We start from the raw sequence: 19599 nt of genomic DNA, 5'->3' as shown, positions 1-19599 counted from the left end.
TCCTGCATTCGGCGTGAACGGTGCTTAAGATGCCATCGGTTCAGCTAGTAACAATGTTCACTATTTTGCCTGGGACAATGATGATTTTAAGTACCGTCAGTCCCTGCAGAAATTTGGCGGTGTTCGGCTCGTCCCGTGCGTTGGTTTCGATATTCTCGCGCGCTGCGTCGGCGGCAACCTCAATCGTCCCACGCAGCTTGCCGTTGACTTGTACAGCCAGGGTGACTGCCTCGCGCACCAGTGCAGTGCTATCGACCTTAGGGAATGGCTGATCTTCCAGTAGCGTTTCGGGGTGACCCAGGGTCTGCCACAGTGCGTGGCTGGTGTGTGGAGTGATCGGATTGAGCAGCAACACCATTGTCTCAAGTGCTTCTTGACGTACAGCGTGGCTCTGTGTGTTGGTGTCATCGAACCTGGCTAATGTGTTGGACAGCTCCATGATCGCGGCAATCGCGGTATTGAAGCTGCGACGGCGGCTGTAATCGTCCGCGACGCGCGCGATAGTCTCGTGGGTCTTGCATCGTATGGCCTTCTGTGCGGCGTCCAGTGTCGTGATATCTAGGGCTGTGGGCGGACCATGAGCGGCGTGGTGATGCACCTGGGCCCACAACCGACGCAGGAAGCGCGCCATGCCTTCTACTCCGGCTTCGTTCCATTCCAACGATTGTTCTGGTGGTGCAGCGAACATCGAGAACAGGCGCACGGTGTCTGCGCCATATTTGCTCACCATCGCTTGTGGATCCACACCATTGTTTTTGGATTTCGACATCTTTTCAGTCGCGCCGATCATGACGGGCTTGCCATCGCTGATGAGGATCGCGCCGGTGATGCGGCCGCGCTCGTCGCGTTCCACATTGACATCGGTTGGGTTGATCCAATCTTTGGAACCATCCGGGTTTTGTCGGTAAAAGGTCTCGGCGATCACCATGCCTTGTGTAAGCAGGTTGATCGCTGGTTCGTTGCTGTCGACCAGCCGCGCATCGCGCATGAGCTTGTGGTAGAAGCGGAAGTACATCAGGTGCAGGATCGCGTGTTCGATGCCACCAATGTATTGGTCTACCGGCAGCCAGTAGTTGGCCCGCTTGTCGACCATCTCTCGTGCCTCTGGAGAGGTGTAGCGCGCGTAATACCAGCTCGATTCCATGAAGGTGTCGAAAGTATCTGTCTCACGCTCAGCAGGGCCGCCGCATTCCGGGCAGGTCGTTTTGCGCCATTCCGGATCCGTTTTGAGCGGTGAGCCAGTACTGCTGAATGCGACATTTTCTGGCAGGATGACCGGCAGTTGGTCTTCCGGTACAGGTACCGCGCCGCATGTGGAGCAGTAAATGACTGGAATCGGACAACCCCAGTAGCGCTGGCGGCTCACACCCCAGTCGCGCAGGCGGTAGTTCACTCGGCGCTGACCACGTCCTTGACGTTCGAAACGCTCAGCCAGCACCTCGAATGCGCTCTGGTAGTCCAGTCCATCGAACTCGGCTGAGTTGACCAGCTCAAATTCGCGAGTCTTATCACCGTACCAATCACGCCAGACATTTGGTTCCCAGGTGCGCTCATCGTGGTTTTTGGGTGCCTTGAGCGCGATCACTTGGTGGATCGGTAAGCCGTACTTATTCGCAAATTCCTGGTCACGCTGGTCGTGGCCAGGCACACCCATCACCGCGCCGGTGCCGTAAGCCATGAGCACGAAATTGGCTACCCACACGGGTAATGGCTCGCTGGTAATCGGATGGATCGCCTTCAGACCGGTGTCCATGCCACGTTTTTCTTGGGTTTTCAGCTCGACTTCGGAGAGACCACCTTGCTTCATCTCAGCTAGCAGCGTGGCCAATTCAGGCTTAGATTTCGCCGCATGCAGGGCGAGTGGGTGTTCAGCAGCGATCGAGACGAAGGTGACGCCAAGCAGTGTGTCTGGGCGTGTCGTGAACACGCGGAGTGCTTCCAACGCATTGTTATCGGGATCGCGTACTTCGAATTGGATCTCCAGACCCTCAGAACGGCCGATCCAGTTGCGTTGCATAGTTTTGACCGGTTCCGGCCAGCCATCCAGTGTGTTCAGATCATCTAGCAGTTCCTGAGCATAGTCGGTGATACGCAGGAACCATTGTGGAATTTCACGTTTCTCCACCCGTGCTCCGGAACGCCAGCCACGTCCATCAATGACCTGCTCATTGGCTAATACAGTTTGATCCACCGGATCCCAGTTCACGAGCGCATGACGACGGTAGGCTAGACCTTTGCGCATCAGCCGGGTAAACATCTGCTGTTCGTGTACGTAATAGTGGGGTTGGCAGGTGGTGAACTCCCGCGACCAGTCGATCGCGTAGCCCAGAGACTTGAGCTGGGTACGCATGTGTTCGATGTTTTTATAGGTCCATTGAGCTGGAGCGACCTTGTTTTTGATGGCTGCGTTCTCGGCCGGCAGGCCAAACGCATCCCAGCCCATCGGCTGCAGCACGTTGTGGCCGGTCATACGCTTGTAGCGGCTGATGACGTCCCCGATCGTGTAGTTGCGCACATGCCCCATGTGCAACGCGCCGGATGGATACGGCAGCATCGACAGGCAGTAGTACTTGGGCTTGTCAGAATGCTCGTTGACTTCAAAGGCGCGTGTGGAGTCCCAATAATGCTGTGCAGCGGATTCGATCTGTTGTGGGTCGTAGGTGTTGGCTTCGGTGGACATGAGAGCGGATATGTGGAACAGCGCAAAGCAGAACAGCGTACCGCAGCGCGGCAGATGGCTCCATATTTGATTGGCGCGGCAAGTCAGGGCGGCACGGCGGGCCAACGCCAGCCAGCCAGCATTAACCAGAGGAGCCACGTGGAAAAACCGATCCGTTGTGCGAAGGCAGGATGCAATCGTTCGGCAGGCCCGAATGAACTCGCTGCGACGATCAACCCAGCGATGCACGTGGCCCACGCCAGTGCTGTCATGCCTGGTCGAGGCAACAGTGCAACAGCAAGGAGAAGTGTGGCCGCAGAAAAGGCGATCACCCACAGTAGCCATACAGAGGCGTGGTACTGGGTGGCGCGCCCCTCCAGTTCGTTCATATCCAGTGGCAGCAATCCCATCGCAGCGAACGCGAATCCTGAGAGCATTACCAGTTGCATGCCGATGCGCAACGACCAGCTGGTATGTTGGAGGGAGCGTGTCATCAGACAGGTGGCCAGTGTCGCTGCCAGCAAACCAGGGACCAAAAATCCGAATACGTTGAACAAGCCGGCGTGGGGCATGCCTTGCGCGCCGAGCAGGGCCACGGGATGCAGCATGTGTCGGTACCCTGGCAACGTGAGCGCGAAGCCGGTGACCGATGCAGCGAACATGATGGCTGCCATCGCTCCTGCACTCCGCCAGATCTTTTCGATATGCATTGCTGTTTCCTTTGTTTCTGGCGTCCACTATTGGGTCTGGAAGGTGGCCTGTGTCCAGGCGCGCCCCTAAACTGCATTGTCATGCTTGCCCTTCATCAGGTGAACCCCTCACCTTGTATCGCTCTGGTGTGTCACCATTTAATGAGCAATCATCATTGATCGAAGAGTCCTTGACATGTCCGACAAACCCCACGTATTCGACGTGACCGACGCAGCTTTTGAGACTGCAGTCTTGAAGAAATCTTTGCGGACCCCGGTACTGGTCGACTTTTGGGCCCCTTGGTGTGGTCCCTGCCGCTCCTTGAGCCCAATTCTGGAGAAACTGGCTGCCGAGTATCATGGGGCATTCGAGCTGGCTAAGGTCGATGTGGATCAGGAACAGCAAGTGGCTGCCGCGTTCCAGATCCGTTCGGTGCCGACGGTGTACCTGGTCAAAGGTGGGCAATTGGTCGATGGCTTTCCAGGTGCGAAGCCTGAAGGTCAGGTGCGCGAGTTTTTGGCTAAACACGGGATCTTTCCTGCTCAGTCTGAAGTACCCGAAGAGGTGTCGCCTGCCATTCCACTGGATCCACAGGCTGAGGTCGCGCGGTTGCGTCAAGCACTTGCGGCTAAGCCGGACAATAACGATCTCAAGCTCGATCTGGCCTTGGCGCTGCTAAAGACGAATGAGATCGATGAGGCCACGGTACTCATTGATGCGTTGCCGGCGAAGCTGGCAACAGACGATCGAGTGTTACGCGCCAAAGCGCGGCTTCGCTTTGCTGGTGTATTGAATGATGCACCGAGTCTGGATGTACTCCAGGCGGCGTTTGCTGTCGATGCTTCGGATCTGAACAAGCGTCACTTGCTTGGTGTGCGGTTATTGCTCGATGGGCAGAGCGAAGCGGCACTGGAGCATTTCTTGGAGATACTGCGTCAGAATCGCGACTTTAACGACGGGTTGCCACGCAAAGCTTTGATTGATGCGTTTCAGGTGATCGAAGACAAAGATTTGGTGGGCCGTTACCGCCGCAAGATGTCGGCATTGTTGTTCTGATTGCTATTGATCGAGCATCGGCCAGTGCGACAAATCGCAACGTGGCACCATGTTTGGGTGCTTGGTGGTTAAGCGGCACAGGCTGCTTCATTCAGATTGATGCCGTGTAAGCGTGAGAATGACGCGGCTCAATCCCAGGTGTGGATGCGTTTATAGCGTGGTGCTGATAGCAGCGTTCATTAGTTTGGACATGTATTGAAGCAACATGGCTTTTCTTGCGTGGGGGGCTCTGCAGTACCCGTCATGCTGGCATTGTTTGACTGAAGCGATGAGGTGTTTTGGAAGGCATCGGATTCCGATGGTGAATCAGTGGACTTTTGTGTGGATTGTTGGTCGTTTTGCTCGAAAGTAAAGTGTTGTCGTTGCTGTTGTCCTTGAACTGAACGAAGGTGGGGTACCTGTCAGTGTTGAGGCACTGTACGGTGTTTCGAATGCAGGTGGTTTGCGGCCAACGTTCTGGAAGATGGATTTGGGTGTCATCGTGTTTTCCCTTGTTTGCGTGCAGCTGCTACGGCTCAGCATTGAGAGTGATTGCCTCGCCATGATTGGATTGAGTATCGCGCTGCATACCCATTGGGATCTTTCTCGAAGTGCTTGCTGGCCTCTGAATGCTGCATGCAGTGCTGGTCGTGGCGTGAACGAGGGGTTGCTTCGTGTGGGTGGGTGAGCGGCTGTTTCAAGCCAGTGTGGTGCATCTCCTGCGGTGAGACGTGTTTGCTGATTCACCGATAGAGAAAAGACGGCGATGTGCATTTTATTATGCTTCCAGCAAAGCCTTGTAGCTGTACCCACAGCTATCTGTCCTTCAGGGGTTGCTATGCCCGCTATCGCTGTACGCAGCGGTGCAGGATTGCGGTGCTGTGCTTGCCATGAACCATCTGCTTGCACATCTTGACCTGGGGTGAGGTACTGTCCGGATGATTGGTACATGTGGCACGTGTTGTTCGCATGGTGCACCCGTGTTTCACGGATGGGCGTATCGTTGTGACCTTGCATGTTTGCGCTGCGGGGTCATGTCTGTTGGGTTGGTTCGTCCATCACGTCTCAATGCTGCAATGAGCGGAGCATGCTCGACGAGCCGCGGCATCACGGTGGAACAACAGATTCAGTGTGCTTTGGGCATGACACTGTCAATCAGCACACCCGCGGATGTGAGAGGGACATCCAGCGCTTGTTTGGGCAAGTATTTTCTGGATGGCTGGCTGGGTCATCAGTCACTGCGGCGTCAGATGAGCGCATAGACCACAAGTGAGACGAACACGAGATTGTTGCTGATGTGCTTGTCCTCGCATGTGTCGGATCACTCTTTGGATTTGCAGTGATTGAGTGTTTGTGGATATTGCCGTTCCCTGTGGGGCTGAGCCCGGTGAGCTTGGTGGTCTCCTCGTGCGTGTGATTGGCTTTGCACAACCGTACTAGATGTACTGACTTCTTTATCCGGCCCGGCCTGTAGTGGCAGTGATCTCATCCCGGCCGTTTCCCTTGAACCGATTGAGTGGCGCAAGGGAAACATGCGGATGGATTCATACCGGATCCAAGAAGGTGGTTCCTGCCTGCCTCCATACACCGTTATCACCGTGCTAGATCACGATTGAAACGCAATGCATCCCTTGAAAGGGCTTTCGAGCCTGGCTGGTGAGTATGTACGGGGCCCTACTGCATATTGTCTCTGTACCGTTGTACCGCCTCGGTCAGGATCCGTTTGGCTTCGATTGCGTTGTCCCAACCCTCGAGCTTGACCCATTTTCCTTTCTCCAAGTCCTTGTAATGATTAAAGAAATGGCCGATACGTTCCAGCCAGTGACCGGAGACTTGGTTGATGTCCTCGATATGCGCGTAGCCAGCAAAGATTTTGCTCACCGGCACCGCCAGCAGTTTTTCATCATTTCCAGCTTCGTCTTTCATGTTCAGCACGCCGACCGGACGGCAGCGCACGACCGAACCGGGTACCAACGGGAGTGGCAGCACCACCAGCACGTCGACGGGGTCACCGTCGCCGCACAGGGTGTTAGGAACGTAACCGTAGTTGCAGGGATAGCGCATCGGGGTGGATAGAATGCGGTCAACGAAAATTGCACCGCTCGCTTTGTCTACTTCGTATTTGACTGGCTCGGAGTCCTTGGGGATCTCGATGACGACGTTGATTTCTTCAGGTAGGTTGTTGCCGGCGTTGACCAGTTCCAGGCCCATGCGTGTTCGCTCCGAGGCAGAGTGTAGGTTAAAGAGGAGCAGTGATTTTACGCTTTCGATTGTTGCAGCATAGTGGGCTGCGGCGAATGTCGGCAGGGCGTGGCAATCTTTACAGTGCTGCCGTTCCGCTTGATGTAGCCACCTGGGTCACGTGATGAGCGTTATGCCCTTCTTGCAAAGTCTTTCTGTATGCCAACGCAACGGTTGATCATGTGAGTGATGATCTGGAGTCTCGGCGAAGGGGAGTCGATTGGGGCATATGGAGTCGCTTCTGGAGCATCATCTCGATAAAAGCGGTGGTCACTGTCATTGTCTGTGAAACCGATGGCGGTGCTGATTGCTTCTTAGTGATTGTATTGCTTGCATCATCCCAGCGGCTTTTGTTTACCAATATGTTGGGATGTTTACAAAGTTAACCCGGTCAAGCGACCGATGCCTTGTCTACTCAGCACGTTAGGCCAGCGCTGTATCACCGTGTGCTTCATCTCGCTGCTTGGTCATGAGGTGTTGACGTTACAGTGGCGCACATCTGTATCGAGCTATGTTGTGGTATTGCCAGGGTGAATCTTGTGTGCTCTCAATCTGTCCAGGTATGGGAGGGGAGATGCGGAGATTGCTTTGTCTGGTGATTGAGTTGGCATCATTGCAATGGAATCGCCTTGGATAGCGCATTAGGGTGTACTCAACACAGTACTTTCGATCTCTCCAGACGTGTTGCTGCACGCTGTGCAACTGAGACTGGGTTTGGCTTTCCTAATGCTGTCCAGCAACGGGACACTCTTGTGTGTGGAGCCACCGATACGCCTGTGTATGCATCCGTTCAAAAGCGGAGTGTTGTATGCACAACTGAAGGTTTAACGTGTGTTGTCCTTGTGGGGAAGCATCAGCATTGTCAGCGCATTGCGGTGTTTGTTGTTTACGTACGCTGTGGTGCATTTGAACGATGGGGATCTTGTTGTAGAGCTCCGTATCGGCTCATGCATCTTGGCATCTTCGTTGTGGCGCGTTGTGGCGATTGATGGGGCATTTTTTCAAAACACTGATTGGCGCAAGTTACGGCGCACCGTATGTTTTACATCGGTTTTTGCGGTGTGCAGCGGGCATGTTAGTTCCAGATCTATGTTCAGGCATTGCGGGATTGGTTGCCTTAATCGTTGCGTGCGTCCGTCACGTGTCAGGTATCTTCGATCTTTCCATCTTCAATGGATCAGAGATCTTTCCGGTCATTGTTTTGTCAATCGGCAACTCCTGTGTGACATCGCGTTGTCATCTCCCGTGGGACTATCGTTTGGATTTCAGTAGGGATATCGCTTGCAGGTGTTGAATATGTCTATGTCATTGGCTGTCAAGTGGATCGTTCCTGGGAAATGACAGGTGCTTTTTTGTCTTTGACAAGGATGCGGTATTGCCGAAGGCACGCTTCAAAGGGGCATGAAGTCATTTGAGGTGTTGTCGCTTTTGTTGCTTTAAATCCAGAGGCGGCGCTCACGAGTTTTTGTCATAGGGGCTGTTGGTGGTGGAATTCAATCGATGCATGGCTGCGTGGATTGGCATGTGGTGCGCTGCGCTTATACGGCGCTTGCGCTGTGGATTTTTCATAGATGGGGCTCGACTCATCAATGCAACGATCAATGGTTTGGGGGGATGCCAGAAGACAGTGCTGCATCATCTTTGAGCCTTGGGATTGAGAGTGTAGGTGCCGTACAGCGCGGCTTCGGTCAATACATGACCCTGGATCGCGCGTAGGAGTGCGGGACCGTCAAAGCGCTCGGGAAGAGGCAAGCGTTCCAGGTCAAGTGCGAACAGACGGAAGAAGTAGCGGTGTACACGCAGGTCGTTGAACGGTGGATACGGGCCGTCATAGCCGTAATAGTCACCGCTCATCTCCGGGTTGTTGGCAAACCAGTGCGTGTAGTCGTTCAATCCCTGGCGTGTGCCTGCCGGACCAGGCGGCGTGGGTTTGCCGCGTACCACAAAGCCATCGCTGCAACTACCGGAGGCGATCACCCGCAGGGCGGCAGGTAGGTCAGCCATGACCCAATGTACGAAGTCGGTACGTGGTTGTGTCACCGGGATATCCAGATCGGTACGACCGACAGTCTCTGGAATGCTCGGTGCGTCTGGGTCCACGCACAGCAGGGCGAAAGAACGGGTGTTTCCTGGCACATCGTCCCACGTCAGGTGCGGGTTACGGTTGGGGGCGAAGCTGTCCGCTTTGCTAGCCGCGTATTCGAGCGGGATCGGTTGGCCGTTTTTGAAGTCGTCACTCATTAAGCGCATGGAATGTCTCCGGAGTAAGTGCTAGATGGTCCGTTTGGGAAGCTGGGGGAGGATAGAGATCACATCTTAGAACTTGCGGTGAGGTTTTTAGTCAATGGGATAACCCAGCCGCATGGCGGCCAACATAAGCGCGTCGAATGCGTTTCTGAGTGTTTCTTGGTAGTCACGCCAGCGGCCAGCGGCCAAGCGTGGCGCCTCCAGCGATGGTGGTACTGGAAACGGATAGCCGAAGATCTCTTCCAGGGTGGCGGCCAGTGCCGGTGGATTGTCTTCGATCCCATCCAGGCGGATGAGGTGGTGTGGATACAGGTCAAGTTCGTGCAGGGTAGCGATTTGATTCAGGATGTCTCCCAGCCAGTTTGCCGCTTGTTGCAGTGACTCCAACGCAAGCGGTATTGGTGAGCCGTAGGCGATCCAATCCAGCAGCATGTCACGCGGATCGCGCAGCACAATGGTCAGCCGACCTTCCGGTAAGTGGGGACGCAATGCCGATAACAGGCTGTTATCCCACCAGAGCAACCAATCGATTACGTTGCCGTCTTCGATGCCGCGTGCCGGTAGGTGTTGCCGCCATGCATCGACCAAGGCCTGCGGTGCTAATGTGCCGGATGCCAGTTCGGACACCGTTTCGTAGCGTTGCAGTGGATCTGGTGGCGGTGTCTCGCTATAGCGATCAGTACACAGCATGCTGCTGGCCCAGGCCATCATCATGGTGACGCGCTCGACGTGGCTGCCGGGAGGCCCCCATATCAGCAGTGGGCGTGCCGTTATTTCATCGGGGATTGCGGCCAAGTCGGGCCATTGCCGTGGGTTGGGCCAGGTTTGTGGCGGCAGTGGCAGTCGGTATTGAGCTTGTTCGGCTTGGAACTGCAGCCAGGTTGCCAGCGCTGCCTCAAACTGGCCGGCACGATCTTGGACGAGCCCCAGCCACGGTCGTAGTACGGTGCGTTCATGTTCGGGCACGCTCTCGATGAGTTGTTGCAAACAAGCGACCGCGGCTGGTGGGTCGCGTTGCAGCAGCGCTTCCACAATCCGCTGTTCGCCGCTGAGCCGGCCTGGCTCGATGGCCACGATTTGCCGTGCCACGGTCTCGGCGGCTTCAGGTTCGTTTTGTATGTCGTGCAAGCCCATCAGTGCTTCCAATGCTGGAAGATGCTCCGGCATGGCCAATAGCCACCGTTCGATCACGGTGCGTGCTTCCTCGCTTCCGATGGGTGCTACGGCCAGGCGTGCCAGCCATAGATCATGGGCGTGTGGTGCGGTCTCTAACGCTGCGTCCAGGGTGACGCGGGCGTCATCGTCTGTATCCAATTGCTTCCAGGCAGTCAGCAGTGCTTCTAGGGTACGCCGGTCTGCCGGCCAGGTTGTCAGTACCTGGCGCAGGTGTGTGAGTGCCCGATCCGGGTGTCCGGCCAGCAGTTCAAATTCACCAGCCAACCGGCGTAACGCTGGGGTGTCGCCTCCAGGTAAGGACAGTGTTTCTTCCAGGATGGTCAGTGCGTCATTGAGTCGGCCTTGGCGTTGTGCCAGTTGGGCGATAAGAGTCCGTACCGGGATGACCTGCGGGTTGAGTTCGATGACACGCTGAAACGCGCGCTCGGCGAACGCAATATGACCTTTTTGAAGGTAGGCGAAGCCAAGCGAGAACAGTACCGCTGGTTCATCAGGCAGCCGCTCGGCGGCTTGCGAGAGCATGGCCAGTGCCTGGTCGCTTTGCCCGCGATGCAGCGCGATGGTGGCGTTCACGGCCAGCAGTTGCGGGTGATCCGGCATCACGCGTGCGGCAGTGCGGCTGAGTTGCTCGGCTTCGTCCAGGGCGCCGCGTGCGATTGCCAAGTGTGCTTGCATGACATAAGTGCTGAACTGGTTGGGATCTAAGCGGGTACTGCGAGACAGTGCTACGTCGGCGCCGGAGAGGTCGTGTTGGGCGATTAACAGGAGACCGTGTTGCAGATGTAGTTCCGGTAGTTCGGGGGCTAGTGCCAGTGCGGCTTCGCTGGCAGCCAGTGCCGCTTCGTGCTCGCCATGTTGTTGCAGGGCCGCTGCCAGCCAGCGTTGCGGTTGCGCCTCACCGGGTGCAGATGCGCACCAGGCGCGGGCCAGGGTCAGTGCTTCGGTGTGTGCCTGACGATGCAGGGCATCAATGATCTGGTCTTGCATGGAGAACTCGGGGGCAGTGGTCAATGTGTGCAAACAAATGGAGTAAGTCCGGCACTATGCTGCTGACAAATCGTCGTGATGTCGTTGGCATCATGCTGTTTGGTTATCCAGTACTTAAGAAAACGTCTCAGTGGAAAAAATCAGATGCCGCTGAGTCAAGTTTAATTATTGTGATGGGCGGCGCCATGATGGTGGCCGGTTCCGACAGCGGACACACGGTAACAACGTCTGCTGTTGATGTATTGGCTCATTGCTGTTTCGAGTGGACTGCGATGCGCCGTGGGAGGGCTGACGATGATGTGCAACAAGTTGCATGTGCTGTTGAATCATGCTTGGCGTCGTTCGGCCTGGATCAGGTTGGCGTTGCATGGGAATCGTTGTAGTGGTTTAGGACGTGTTAACACGTCTGAGATGGAGAGATCTCGATTGCATTGAAAGATATCTAACGTCAATGAGTGTGTTTGATGACCTTCATAGGCATCATGGATGATCAAGCGATCGGATGGGAACAATCCGGAGAGCAGCTTGTAAAACTGAAATGATTGTACGTTTAGCTTATTTCATGAGTTTTCGAGTTATCAGCGTTTAGAGTAAAAAGCTATATTTTTATTCTTGGTCTATGTGTCCTAACTTAACCGCAGTGCTTCTACTATCAGCGAAAATGCTGGAGAGGGATGTTTACGACTCGGGTAATACAGCGAATAGCCTGGAAATGGATGGCACCATGGTTCCAACATTCGAATCAGATGACCTGTTTCAATATGCGTACCAAACTCTTCTTCGGGCAAAAAGGCGATTCCAAACCCCGCCAGTGCAGCATCGATAACGTGTTCAGATGTGTTGAACGTGAGCTGCCCGTTAACGCGTACATTCAAATTGCCACCACCCTGATCAAAATCCAAGATATACAGTTCGCCAGACCTGATCATTCGTAGATTAATACACTGGTGTTGTGTCAGTTCATGCGGTATTTGCGGGATTGAATGACGCGCAAAATAATTCGGTGATGCCACCGCCGCCATACGTAATTTTGGTCCGATAGGCACGGCAATCATATCTTTATCAATAGTGTCTCCAAGTCGCACACCAGCATCAAAACGGTCTGCCACAATGTCACGCAAACCATGATTTGCGTCGAATTCAATATTAATATCCGGGTACTGACGCAAAAGCGGTGTCAGCTTTGGAAGCAGCGTAGTCTTCAGAATATGCGGCCCACAGGTGATACGTACCGTACCTGCAGGTTTATCGCGTAGTTCGGTCAATGTATTCAACTCGGCTTCTATCTCATCAATTCGAGTGCCGATCGCTTGTAAGAGCCGTTCTCCAGCGCCAGTCAGTGACACGCGACGGGTCGTACGTGTTAGCAGACGAATGTGCATACGTTCTTCCAGAGCCGAAATCGCTTGGCTGAGAGCAGACTGAGTCACGTTCAGGTGAGCGGCTGCTCGGGTAAAACTGCCTTGACGTGCGACCATGACAAAATAAAAAAGATCGTTAAGGTTACGTTTCATCAGGTATTCGTCTTGATATTAATAAGTAAAGCTTATAATAAAATTAAGTATTCATTAGTTATTAAATGTATGCTGGATGTGTAAAATTTCGGCACGTTAAGTGCTGTTGCCTTTATGTTTACTACATGATTAATCTTTTTGACGTTATTTCTAGAAATAACGCCTGCTTCCGATTTGCTTGAAAACGGTCTGGGGTTTATTCGGAGATAAGTATTTATGTTCACTCTGCGGAGAGACGCATCACACCACAAAGATCAAGTGTACTGGAGTGGTGTATTCGCCATGACGCTGTGCGTCTTTGCGTTAGTTGCTTCGGAATTTATGCCTGTTAGCCTGCTTACGCCCCTATCTATGGATTTAGGCATCAGTGAAGGTCTAGCAGGGCAGGGGATCACGATGTCTGGGGTGTTTGCAGTACTGACGAGTCTCTCTATCTCTACGCTTGCCGGGAATCTCAATCGTAAGATTTTGCTATTGAGTATCACCACGTTGATGGCACTTTCCGGAATTGTCATGGCGTTGGCATCCAGTTATCTGATCTATATGGCGGGACGTGCCCTGATCGGCGTTTCTATCGGGGGATTCTGGTCGCTGTCTGCTGCCACTGCCATTTGCTTGGTTCCTCAACATCAGGTTCCTCGCGCACTGGCCATTTTTAATGGCGGTAATGCTTTGGCAACCGTTGTTGCTCCACCGCTAGGCAGTTATCTGGGTGCGGTGATCGGCTGGCGTGGCGCATGCTTTTGCCTCGTTCCAGTTGCGGTGATTGCTTCCATCTGGCAGTGGTTCAGTTTGCCAGCAATGACAGTGAGTAAAAGCGATAAACGTACTGGCACTGTTTTTCGCCTTTTCGCTAACCCACTTGTGTTGGTTGGTTTGGCGGCTTGCGGATTGTTCTTTATGGGTCAGTTTTCTTTGTTTACCTACCTGCGTCCATTCCTGGAAACGATCACGCAGGTGCATATCAGTGTGCTGTCTTTCATTTTGCTAACGATTGGTCTGATGGGATTTATTGGTACATTGTTTATTGGCACGTTTCTGAAATCTGGTTTTTACCCTACGTTGATAGCGATTCCTTTGCTCATGGCCGCGATTGCTGTGGCGTTGATTGTATTTGGTCGCAACGTCTGGGTTGTCGTACCTTTGCTCGGCTCTTGGGGATGTATCGCAACGGCAGCCCCTATCGGATGGTGGATCTGGATCACCAGAACCATGCCTGATGATGCTGAGCAAGGTGGTGGCCTGATGGTTGCTGTAGTGCAATTGTCGATCGCCTTGGGTTCCACAGTCGGTGGCTTAGCGTTTGACCACAGTGGTTATCAAAGCACCTTCATCATCAGCGGCGTTTTATTGGTGATGGCTGCTTTCTTGGTTTTATTGACATCACGTAAAGATATCTAATTAAACTCGCTTAGGGTGCTTCAATGAGAGCATTTAATATGTTGTTTTGGTTGTTAATGAGCTTGTTTTCTGCTGCTGTAACAGCAGTCGATATGTTTAACGTAACAGATAATTTTTAAAAAAGTAAAAGGTCACTAAGAAAAAGTGAGCTTTAAAAGTCAGTATCACATGAATGTCACTGCTCATCTTTTTATGCCTAAAGATATGAGTCAGAATGTAAAAAAACAGGCGATTATCTTTGGCCATCCAATGGGGGCGCTCAAAGAACAAAGCTCGGATTTATATGCCTATAGGCTCACGGAACAAGGCTTTGTGACACTGGCTATTGATCTCTCTTTCTGGGGCGAAAGCGAGGGTTAATCGCGTAACGCCGTCTCTCCGGATATCTATGCGGAAGATTTCAGTGCGGCAGTGAATTATCTGGGTACACGTTCAGATGTCGACCGTCATCGTATTGGTCTGCTCGGTATTTTGTGGCAGTGGTAGCTTTGCTATCAGCGCAGCGAAAATCGATCCACGCATGAAGCAGATTGCTACCGTCAGCATGTATGGCATGGGGCCGCCAACCCCAACGCGTTGCATCACTGGTTAATTCTTGAATGACACTACAAAAAATTTCTTTTTTTAGAAAAGATGATGGAATGTACTGCCGCCTCCTGTAATGATGGAAATACTTGGTTTACTAAGTATTTCAATTGTCTTAAAAATTACCTGGTTCACTCGAGCATTCGACTTTTTCTTACAACCATTCTTATTGATAGTATTAATCTTAGTCTTTCCATCAGGCGCTCATTTACACAACGGGTCTCAACCTGAAAAAATAGATCCCCACTGAAATGACTTACTGCGTCTGGCCACATCCATCAAGCAGGGTATAGTTACCGCATCACTCATGTTGAAAAAGTGAGTCAGTTATCTAAAGCAGAACGGGTTGGCAAAAGTACTGCGGGAAATTGGCCGCATCGAAAGGACATTGTTAATGTTGGATTGGTCTCTGCACTAGCCTTGAAATCCGGCATTGCGCCGAATCGTCTCAGCGAAATCAGATATCAGCTCATCCCGTGTGTGTATTCGTGAAGGGCGATGCTACATTCCGGATGATGTTGGTTGTTTAGTATGTTTATCAGTGTTGCAAGGTTGGATATCAGGAGGATGCAAAGGGAGATAGGCAGGCTTGCCAGCGTATCCGAGTATGGTGTGTTCATTGTCGGAAGCAGTCTTTCGGTGACGTAACTGTAGTATGAGGTGCTGGGGCGCTTTGATAAGCTTGTCACTTTCAGCATGGTTCTTTCTTCCTGTGTGGTGTGTGTTGGCCATTGAATCGTGTTGCCTGAATCCATAGCTCATGTCGTATCGGACACGGCGGTTGGAAAGATGGGACGCGAAATCATCCTTGCCCGATTTCAATGTGCGTCACACGTGTTAGGCAGGTACTCAGGTGCTTCAAAGTGTGAGAAGGCGATATCGACGCAGCTGAGTAAGCGGTTGGCAGCGCATTCTGACCAATGTGTCCGGAACGGAGCCCCTCCTGGGGGCATTCATTTGAGTCGTGCACGTGCGAAGGCTTGTGCGAGTGTGTTATCGGTTGGGGGAGGAGGGGATTTGACTTTCCTGGCGATGGGACCTGGGCTGTTGCGTGTGTCATGTTCATGACCAGCCTTATTGGCTGGTGAGGGGGGGGTCTTCATGTAGGCGGCACGTCAGTGCGATACGTTTGCGCGGCACATCAATGTCTAAGACTTTGACTTTGACAATGTCGCCCGCTTTGACAACGTCACGCGGGTCTTTGACGAAGCGGTCCGACAGCGCTGAGATGTGAATTAATCCGTCTTGGTGTACCCCGATATCGACGAAGGCACCAAATGCGGCCACGTTACTAACGACTCCTTCGAGGATCATGCCGGGCTTGAGGTCTTTGATGTTTTCTACGCCTTCAGTAAATTGCGCAGCTTTAAATTCCGGACGTGGGTCGCGGCCTGGTTTTTCCAGTTCTTTGATGATGTCGCGTATGGTCGGTATTCCGAAACTCGCGTCAGTGAATTGTTCTGGTTTGAGCACGCGCAAGGTGCGGCTATCGCCAATCAATGTTTTGATCGGCTTGCCTGTTGCTTGCACGATGCGTTCGACGACCGGGTAGGCTTCTGGATGTACTGCAGAGGCGTCCAGAGGTTCTTTGCCGTCAGCGATACGCAGGAAGCCGGCGCATTGCTCAAAGGTTTTTGTGCCCAGTCTTGGTACTTTCAATAGGTCTTGGCGTTGTTTGAACGATCCGTGTTCATCGCGATAGCGAATGATGTTTTCAGCGACGGCCGCAGACAAGCCAGATACGCGCGACAACAGTGCAGCGGATGCTGTGTTGACATACACTCCAACGGCGTTCACGCAGTCTTCTACACGTGAGTCCAGCGCTTTAGCGAGGTGGAATTGGTCGACGTCATGCTGGTATTGGCCGACTCCGATTGCTTTGGGCTCGATTTTGACCAGTTCGGCCAGAGGATCCTGGAGCCGGCGTGCGATCGAGACGGCACCGCGCAACGATACGTCTAGATCGGGGAATTCCTTAGCAGCGGATTCTGAGGCCGAATAGACGGAGGCGCCTGCTTCGCTAACCACGATTTTTTGCAGTTTTAATGCAGGATGCGCTTTGATTAGGTCACTCACCAGCTTGTCGGTCTCGCGGCTTGCAGTGCCATTACCAATTGCAATCAGCGTGACGTGATGTTGCGTGCAGAGTGTCTTTAGGGTGTGTAGTGATTTGTCCCATTCGCGCCGCGGCTCGTGCGGGTAGATGGTTTCTGTGGCGATGAGTTTGCCGGTGGTGTCAACGGTAGCGATTTTGCAGCCAGTGCGGATACCTGGGTCGATGCCCAAGACTACGCGAGGTCCGGCCGGTGCGGCCAGCAGGAGATCCTTGAGGTTATTGCTAAATACTGCGATTGCTTCCGCTTCCGCTTTTTCGCGTGCCTGGTTGAAGAGATCTAACGTCAAATGCATGTGGAGTTTGGCACGCCATGTCAGGCGGCAGGCGGTCATCAACCACGTGTCCGCCGGGCGTCCCTGGTCAGCGACACCTGCGGCACGTGTGACTCGACTTTCACAGTGTTGATGGCCAGTTTCAACATCATGACCGGGATCTAGGTCTAAATGCAGCACTTCTTCGGAGCGTGCGCGGAACAACGCCAGCAGGCGGTGTGAGGGAATCTTGGAGAGCAGCTCGGTATGGTTGAAGTAGTCTCTGTACTTGGCCCCAGCGTCTTCCTTGCCTTCGCTGAGGCGCGCATGAATCACGCCATTGTTGATGAGCCAGTCGCGCAGTTCACCGACCAGGGCGGCATCTTCTCCCCAACGCTCTATCAGGATTGCACGTGCGCCTTCAAGCGCGGTTTTGATGTCAGTGACACCTTTTTCAGCGTCGATAAAGTTGGCAGCAAAGGTTTCCGGAACGAGTGTGGGGTCAGCCAACAGGCTGTCGGCGAGTGGCTCCAGGCCGGCTTCACGTGCGATCTGTGCGCGAGTGCGGCGTTTGGGTTTATATGGGAGATACAGGTCTTCCAAACGTGATTTTGTGTCAGCAGCGATGATCTCAGCGCGTAGGACGTCGCTCAGTTTTCCTTGCTCGGTAATGCTGGCGAGGATTGCTGAGCGGCGTTCTTCTAGTTCGCGCAGGTAGGTTAATCGGGTTTCGAGGGTGCGTAATTGGGTGTCGTCTAGGCCGCCCGTGGCTTCCTTACGGTAGCGTGCGATGAAGGGCACGCTTGCGCCCTCATCAATCAAGGTGATGGCTGCGCGGGCCTGGTTAGGCTGAGCGGAGATCTCAGCGGCAATGATCTGTGCAATTTGCTGGGTGAGAGGGCTGTTTTGCATGAATCCGGCGATGGCCGTCTGTCAGGAATCCAGCATTGTGGCAGCCTTGCAAAGCTGTGCAACCCGTTGACAGCGCCGCCCACTATAGGAGTAGGAGGTGGGCGGCGCGCTTGTGGATTCAGCTTGCACGTCTTGCGTAGTGATCAGCAGCACGTTCGATCAGGATATCTTCCTGAAGAGATTCAAGTGCCATCACTCGGACGGTACCGATCTCGGCGAGTGATAACGTGCGTTGCACATATACCTCAGGCCCTGTTTCAGTAATTGTTCGGGTTTTGTTGAAACCATATGGGACAACACCTTTGTCACCATCTTTACTTCCACCGACATAAAGGACTATCGACATGCGTCACCTTAAGCGTTGCGGATTTTAAATTTGAGGTCGTTACCATACACAGCTTTACTTAAGACAGGTCTGAACGAGTTGGCAATTCAAAAATACTGCACTGATCCGAATACAAGTATGCTCTCCAAATATGGCACTAATAAAACAACGAAATTTCACAGAGGCTAAATAAGGCAACAAAGGCAGGCAAACACACTCAGATGCACTGCTTATAGGAATCTGAGAAGTTCCTTTATTTAGGAAGATGGAATTATCGTTAAAAATGTTTCCGAGGTTGTCATCAGGAGTGATTGGGTGTGTTGTGTGTTTGATATTGGGAGTCAATTTGGTGATCGCCTTTGGGTTGGTTGTGGTGTTGGTGTGTGATATCAAGTAGTCAATTTGGTTGCGATTTTTTTCTTGAATCGTAGGCGTCCAGGTTGAAAATCTGTTTTTTAATGTTTCTGAACCAAGCTGAAGTGCCAGAAAATGCCTTGGAACATGGCTCGCTAAGGGATGAGATGCAGTTATGAATCTTGCTCCATGATTGCATCCTGATATTTCATAGAGTCATGTCTTTATATGTTGTGAAGAAAAACTTAATAGCTATCGATCATGGATATTTAAAATTTTTTATTGTTATTTACATCACAAATTAACCGGAAAATAATCCAAAAGGGCAATTTGATCCAACTAATAAATGATGATGTTAGGCCGTGAGCGCGATATAGAGTGTCATGTCAGTGATCATCAAGATTTGCACAATGCGTCGTTACTGGTATTAAGAAGGTGTTGAGCGTGTTCTGTGTTGTTTCTTTCTCTAATGAAATGAAAAACCTGAGCCCATGAGATGTCGTTCTTTTGCTTCCAGTGATGCCATTAGTTGTCGGCATCGCTGGCATTTGCGCAGTTTGGCGTGATAGCAAGTTCGCTTGGGTTCGATCTACATTCAGCAAGCTGCGCTTTGCGTTCTGTTTTATGTTTCTTGAACCATTTCACGGTTCGCACTGGTTCTTCTTTCCTACCGGAATTTTCTTTCTTACATCCCGTTAAGATCATCATTGCAATTGTTACAAGCAGTAGCATGACGTTTCTTTTCATTCATTCGCTCTCTATACCACTATTGACATTGATAAGGTGTCATCAAACAAGGGTGATGCAGGACAATGAAGGGGGTGTTGTGGGTGCCGCCCATCTCGTATCGATGCTTGAAGAACATAATTGGTTTTTCCTGAATGCTATGGGAGATCCTGTCGAATGTGGACTTCCATTTTCGTAATTTTTGTTTCTCAATCTTGTGCTTGATTTGATCTTTTCTGATCATTTTTTCTTTGGTAGCGATCCAATCAGCGCTTGCAGCTGAGCGATAACCTTTGATATGCCTTTGAGTGGTGATGTCACCTAAAGTCATGTTTGGGCCTTCATAGTTGTCCATCCAGGTCCGAGCCAGGATGGATGGA

General features: G+C 52.5%; 14 protein-coding genes and 2 pseudogenes. 5 read left to right on the top strand and 11 right to left on the bottom strand.

Going from position 1 to position 19599, the window contains the following annotated elements:
• Positions 1-40: 40 nt before the first annotated feature.
• On the bottom strand, positions 41-2680 hold the full coding sequence (gene leuS / locus PLS229_RS06880) for a leucine--tRNA ligase (protein WP_038272610.1): 2640 nt from the start codon (positions 2678-2680) through the stop codon (positions 41-43).
• Between the two features lie 83 nt (positions 2681-2763).
• A complete protein-coding gene (locus PLS229_RS06875) occupies positions 2764-3369 on the bottom strand; it encodes a DUF998 domain-containing protein (protein ID WP_038272571.1) in 606 nt (201 codons plus the stop codon).
• A gap of 175 nt (positions 3370-3544) precedes the next feature.
• Between PLS229_RS06875 and trxA the strand changes: the two genes are divergently transcribed.
• On the top strand, positions 3545-4405 hold the full coding sequence (trxA, locus tag PLS229_RS06870; RefSeq protein WP_038272574.1) for a thioredoxin: 861 nt from the start codon (positions 3545-3547) through the stop codon (positions 4403-4405).
• Between the two features lie 1653 nt (positions 4406-6058).
• Here trxA and ppa read toward each other — a convergent pair.
• The 3 genes from ppa to PLS229_RS06855 all read right to left on the bottom strand — a co-directional run bounded on the left by ppa (position 6059) and on the right by PLS229_RS06855 (position 11035).
• Positions 6059-6595, bottom strand: a complete 537-nt coding sequence (gene ppa / locus PLS229_RS06865; RefSeq protein WP_038272580.1) for an inorganic diphosphatase — start codon at positions 6593-6595, stop codon at positions 6059-6061.
• 1665 nt (positions 6596-8260) lie between these two features.
• On the bottom strand, positions 8261-8875 hold the full coding sequence (locus PLS229_RS06860) for a YbhB/YbcL family Raf kinase inhibitor-like protein (protein WP_038272582.1): 615 nt from the start codon (positions 8873-8875) through the stop codon (positions 8261-8263).
• Positions 8876-8962: 87 nt separating this feature from the next.
• A complete protein-coding gene (locus PLS229_RS06855; RefSeq protein WP_038272583.1) occupies positions 8963-11035 on the bottom strand; it encodes a tetratricopeptide repeat protein in 2073 nt (690 codons plus the stop codon).
• A 56-nt stretch (positions 11036-11091) separates the two neighbouring features.
• Here PLS229_RS06855 and PLS229_RS06850 point away from each other — a divergent pair, with 56 nt between their 5' ends.
• Positions 11092-11418, top strand: coding sequence for a hypothetical protein (locus PLS229_RS06850; RefSeq protein WP_038272586.1), 327 nt, complete (start codon positions 11092-11094; stop codon positions 11416-11418).
• A 243-nt stretch (positions 11419-11661) separates the two neighbouring features.
• On the opposite strand, the gene PLS229_RS06845 is transcribed toward PLS229_RS06850, so the two are convergent.
• Positions 11662-12552: a LysR family transcriptional regulator gene (locus PLS229_RS06845; RefSeq protein WP_114867135.1), complete on the bottom strand. Its 891-nt coding sequence runs from the start codon at positions 12550-12552 to the stop codon at positions 11662-11664.
• Between the two features lie 279 nt (positions 12553-12831).
• Between PLS229_RS06845 and PLS229_RS06840 the strand changes: the two genes are divergently transcribed.
• Both PLS229_RS06840 and PLS229_RS11965 read left to right on the top strand, forming a co-directional pair.
• The gene (locus PLS229_RS06840; protein ID WP_230428504.1) at positions 12832-13950 is read left to right on the top strand and encodes an MFS transporter; all 1119 of its coding nucleotides are present in this window, start codon (positions 12832-12834) and stop codon (positions 13948-13950) included.
• Positions 13951-14118: 168 nt separating this feature from the next.
• Positions 14119-14310, top strand: coding sequence for an alpha/beta hydrolase (locus PLS229_RS11965; RefSeq protein ID WP_201745809.1), 192 nt, complete (start codon positions 14119-14121; stop codon positions 14308-14310).
• A 72-nt stretch (positions 14311-14382) separates the two neighbouring features.
• On the opposite strand, the gene PLS229_RS11960 is transcribed toward PLS229_RS11965, so the two are convergent.
• A complete protein-coding gene (locus tag PLS229_RS11960; protein ID WP_201745808.1) occupies positions 14383-14535 on the bottom strand; it encodes a hypothetical protein in 153 nt (50 codons plus the stop codon).
• Positions 14536-14785: 250 nt separating this feature from the next.
• Between PLS229_RS11960 and PLS229_RS12735 the strand changes: the two are divergent.
• Positions 14786-14941 (top strand): annotated as a pseudogene (locus PLS229_RS12735) (Tn3 family transposase); the annotation flags it as partial.
• Positions 14942-15488: 547 nt separating this feature from the next.
• On the opposite strand, the pseudogene PLS229_RS06830 reads toward PLS229_RS12735, so the two are convergent.
• The 4 genes and pseudogenes from PLS229_RS06830 to PLS229_RS06815 all read right to left on the bottom strand — a co-directional run bounded on the left by PLS229_RS06830 (position 15489) and on the right by PLS229_RS06815 (position 19550).
• Positions 15489-17814 (bottom strand): annotated as a pseudogene (locus tag PLS229_RS06830) (Tex family protein).
• A gap of 118 nt (positions 17815-17932) precedes the next feature.
• Positions 17933-18160: a hypothetical protein gene (locus tag PLS229_RS06825; RefSeq protein WP_038272591.1), complete on the bottom strand. Its 228-nt coding sequence runs from the start codon at positions 18158-18160 to the stop codon at positions 17933-17935.
• An 858-nt stretch (positions 18161-19018) separates the two neighbouring features.
• Positions 19019-19240, bottom strand: coding sequence for an EexN family lipoprotein (locus PLS229_RS06820; protein ID WP_038272593.1), 222 nt, complete (start codon positions 19238-19240; stop codon positions 19019-19021).
• 19 nt (positions 19241-19259) lie between these two features.
• Positions 19260-19550, bottom strand: coding sequence for a hypothetical protein (locus PLS229_RS06815; protein WP_152536656.1), 291 nt, complete (start codon positions 19548-19550; stop codon positions 19260-19262).
• Between the last annotated feature and the right edge of the window lie 49 nt (positions 19551-19599).

The sequence above is a fragment of the Xylella taiwanensis genome (genome assembly GCF_013177435.1).
Lineage (GTDB): Bacteria > Pseudomonadota > Gammaproteobacteria > Xanthomonadales > Xanthomonadaceae > Xylella > Xylella taiwanensis.
Note: the sequence above shows the minus strand (reverse complement) of the source record. Positions and strands in the feature narration are given on the sequence as shown.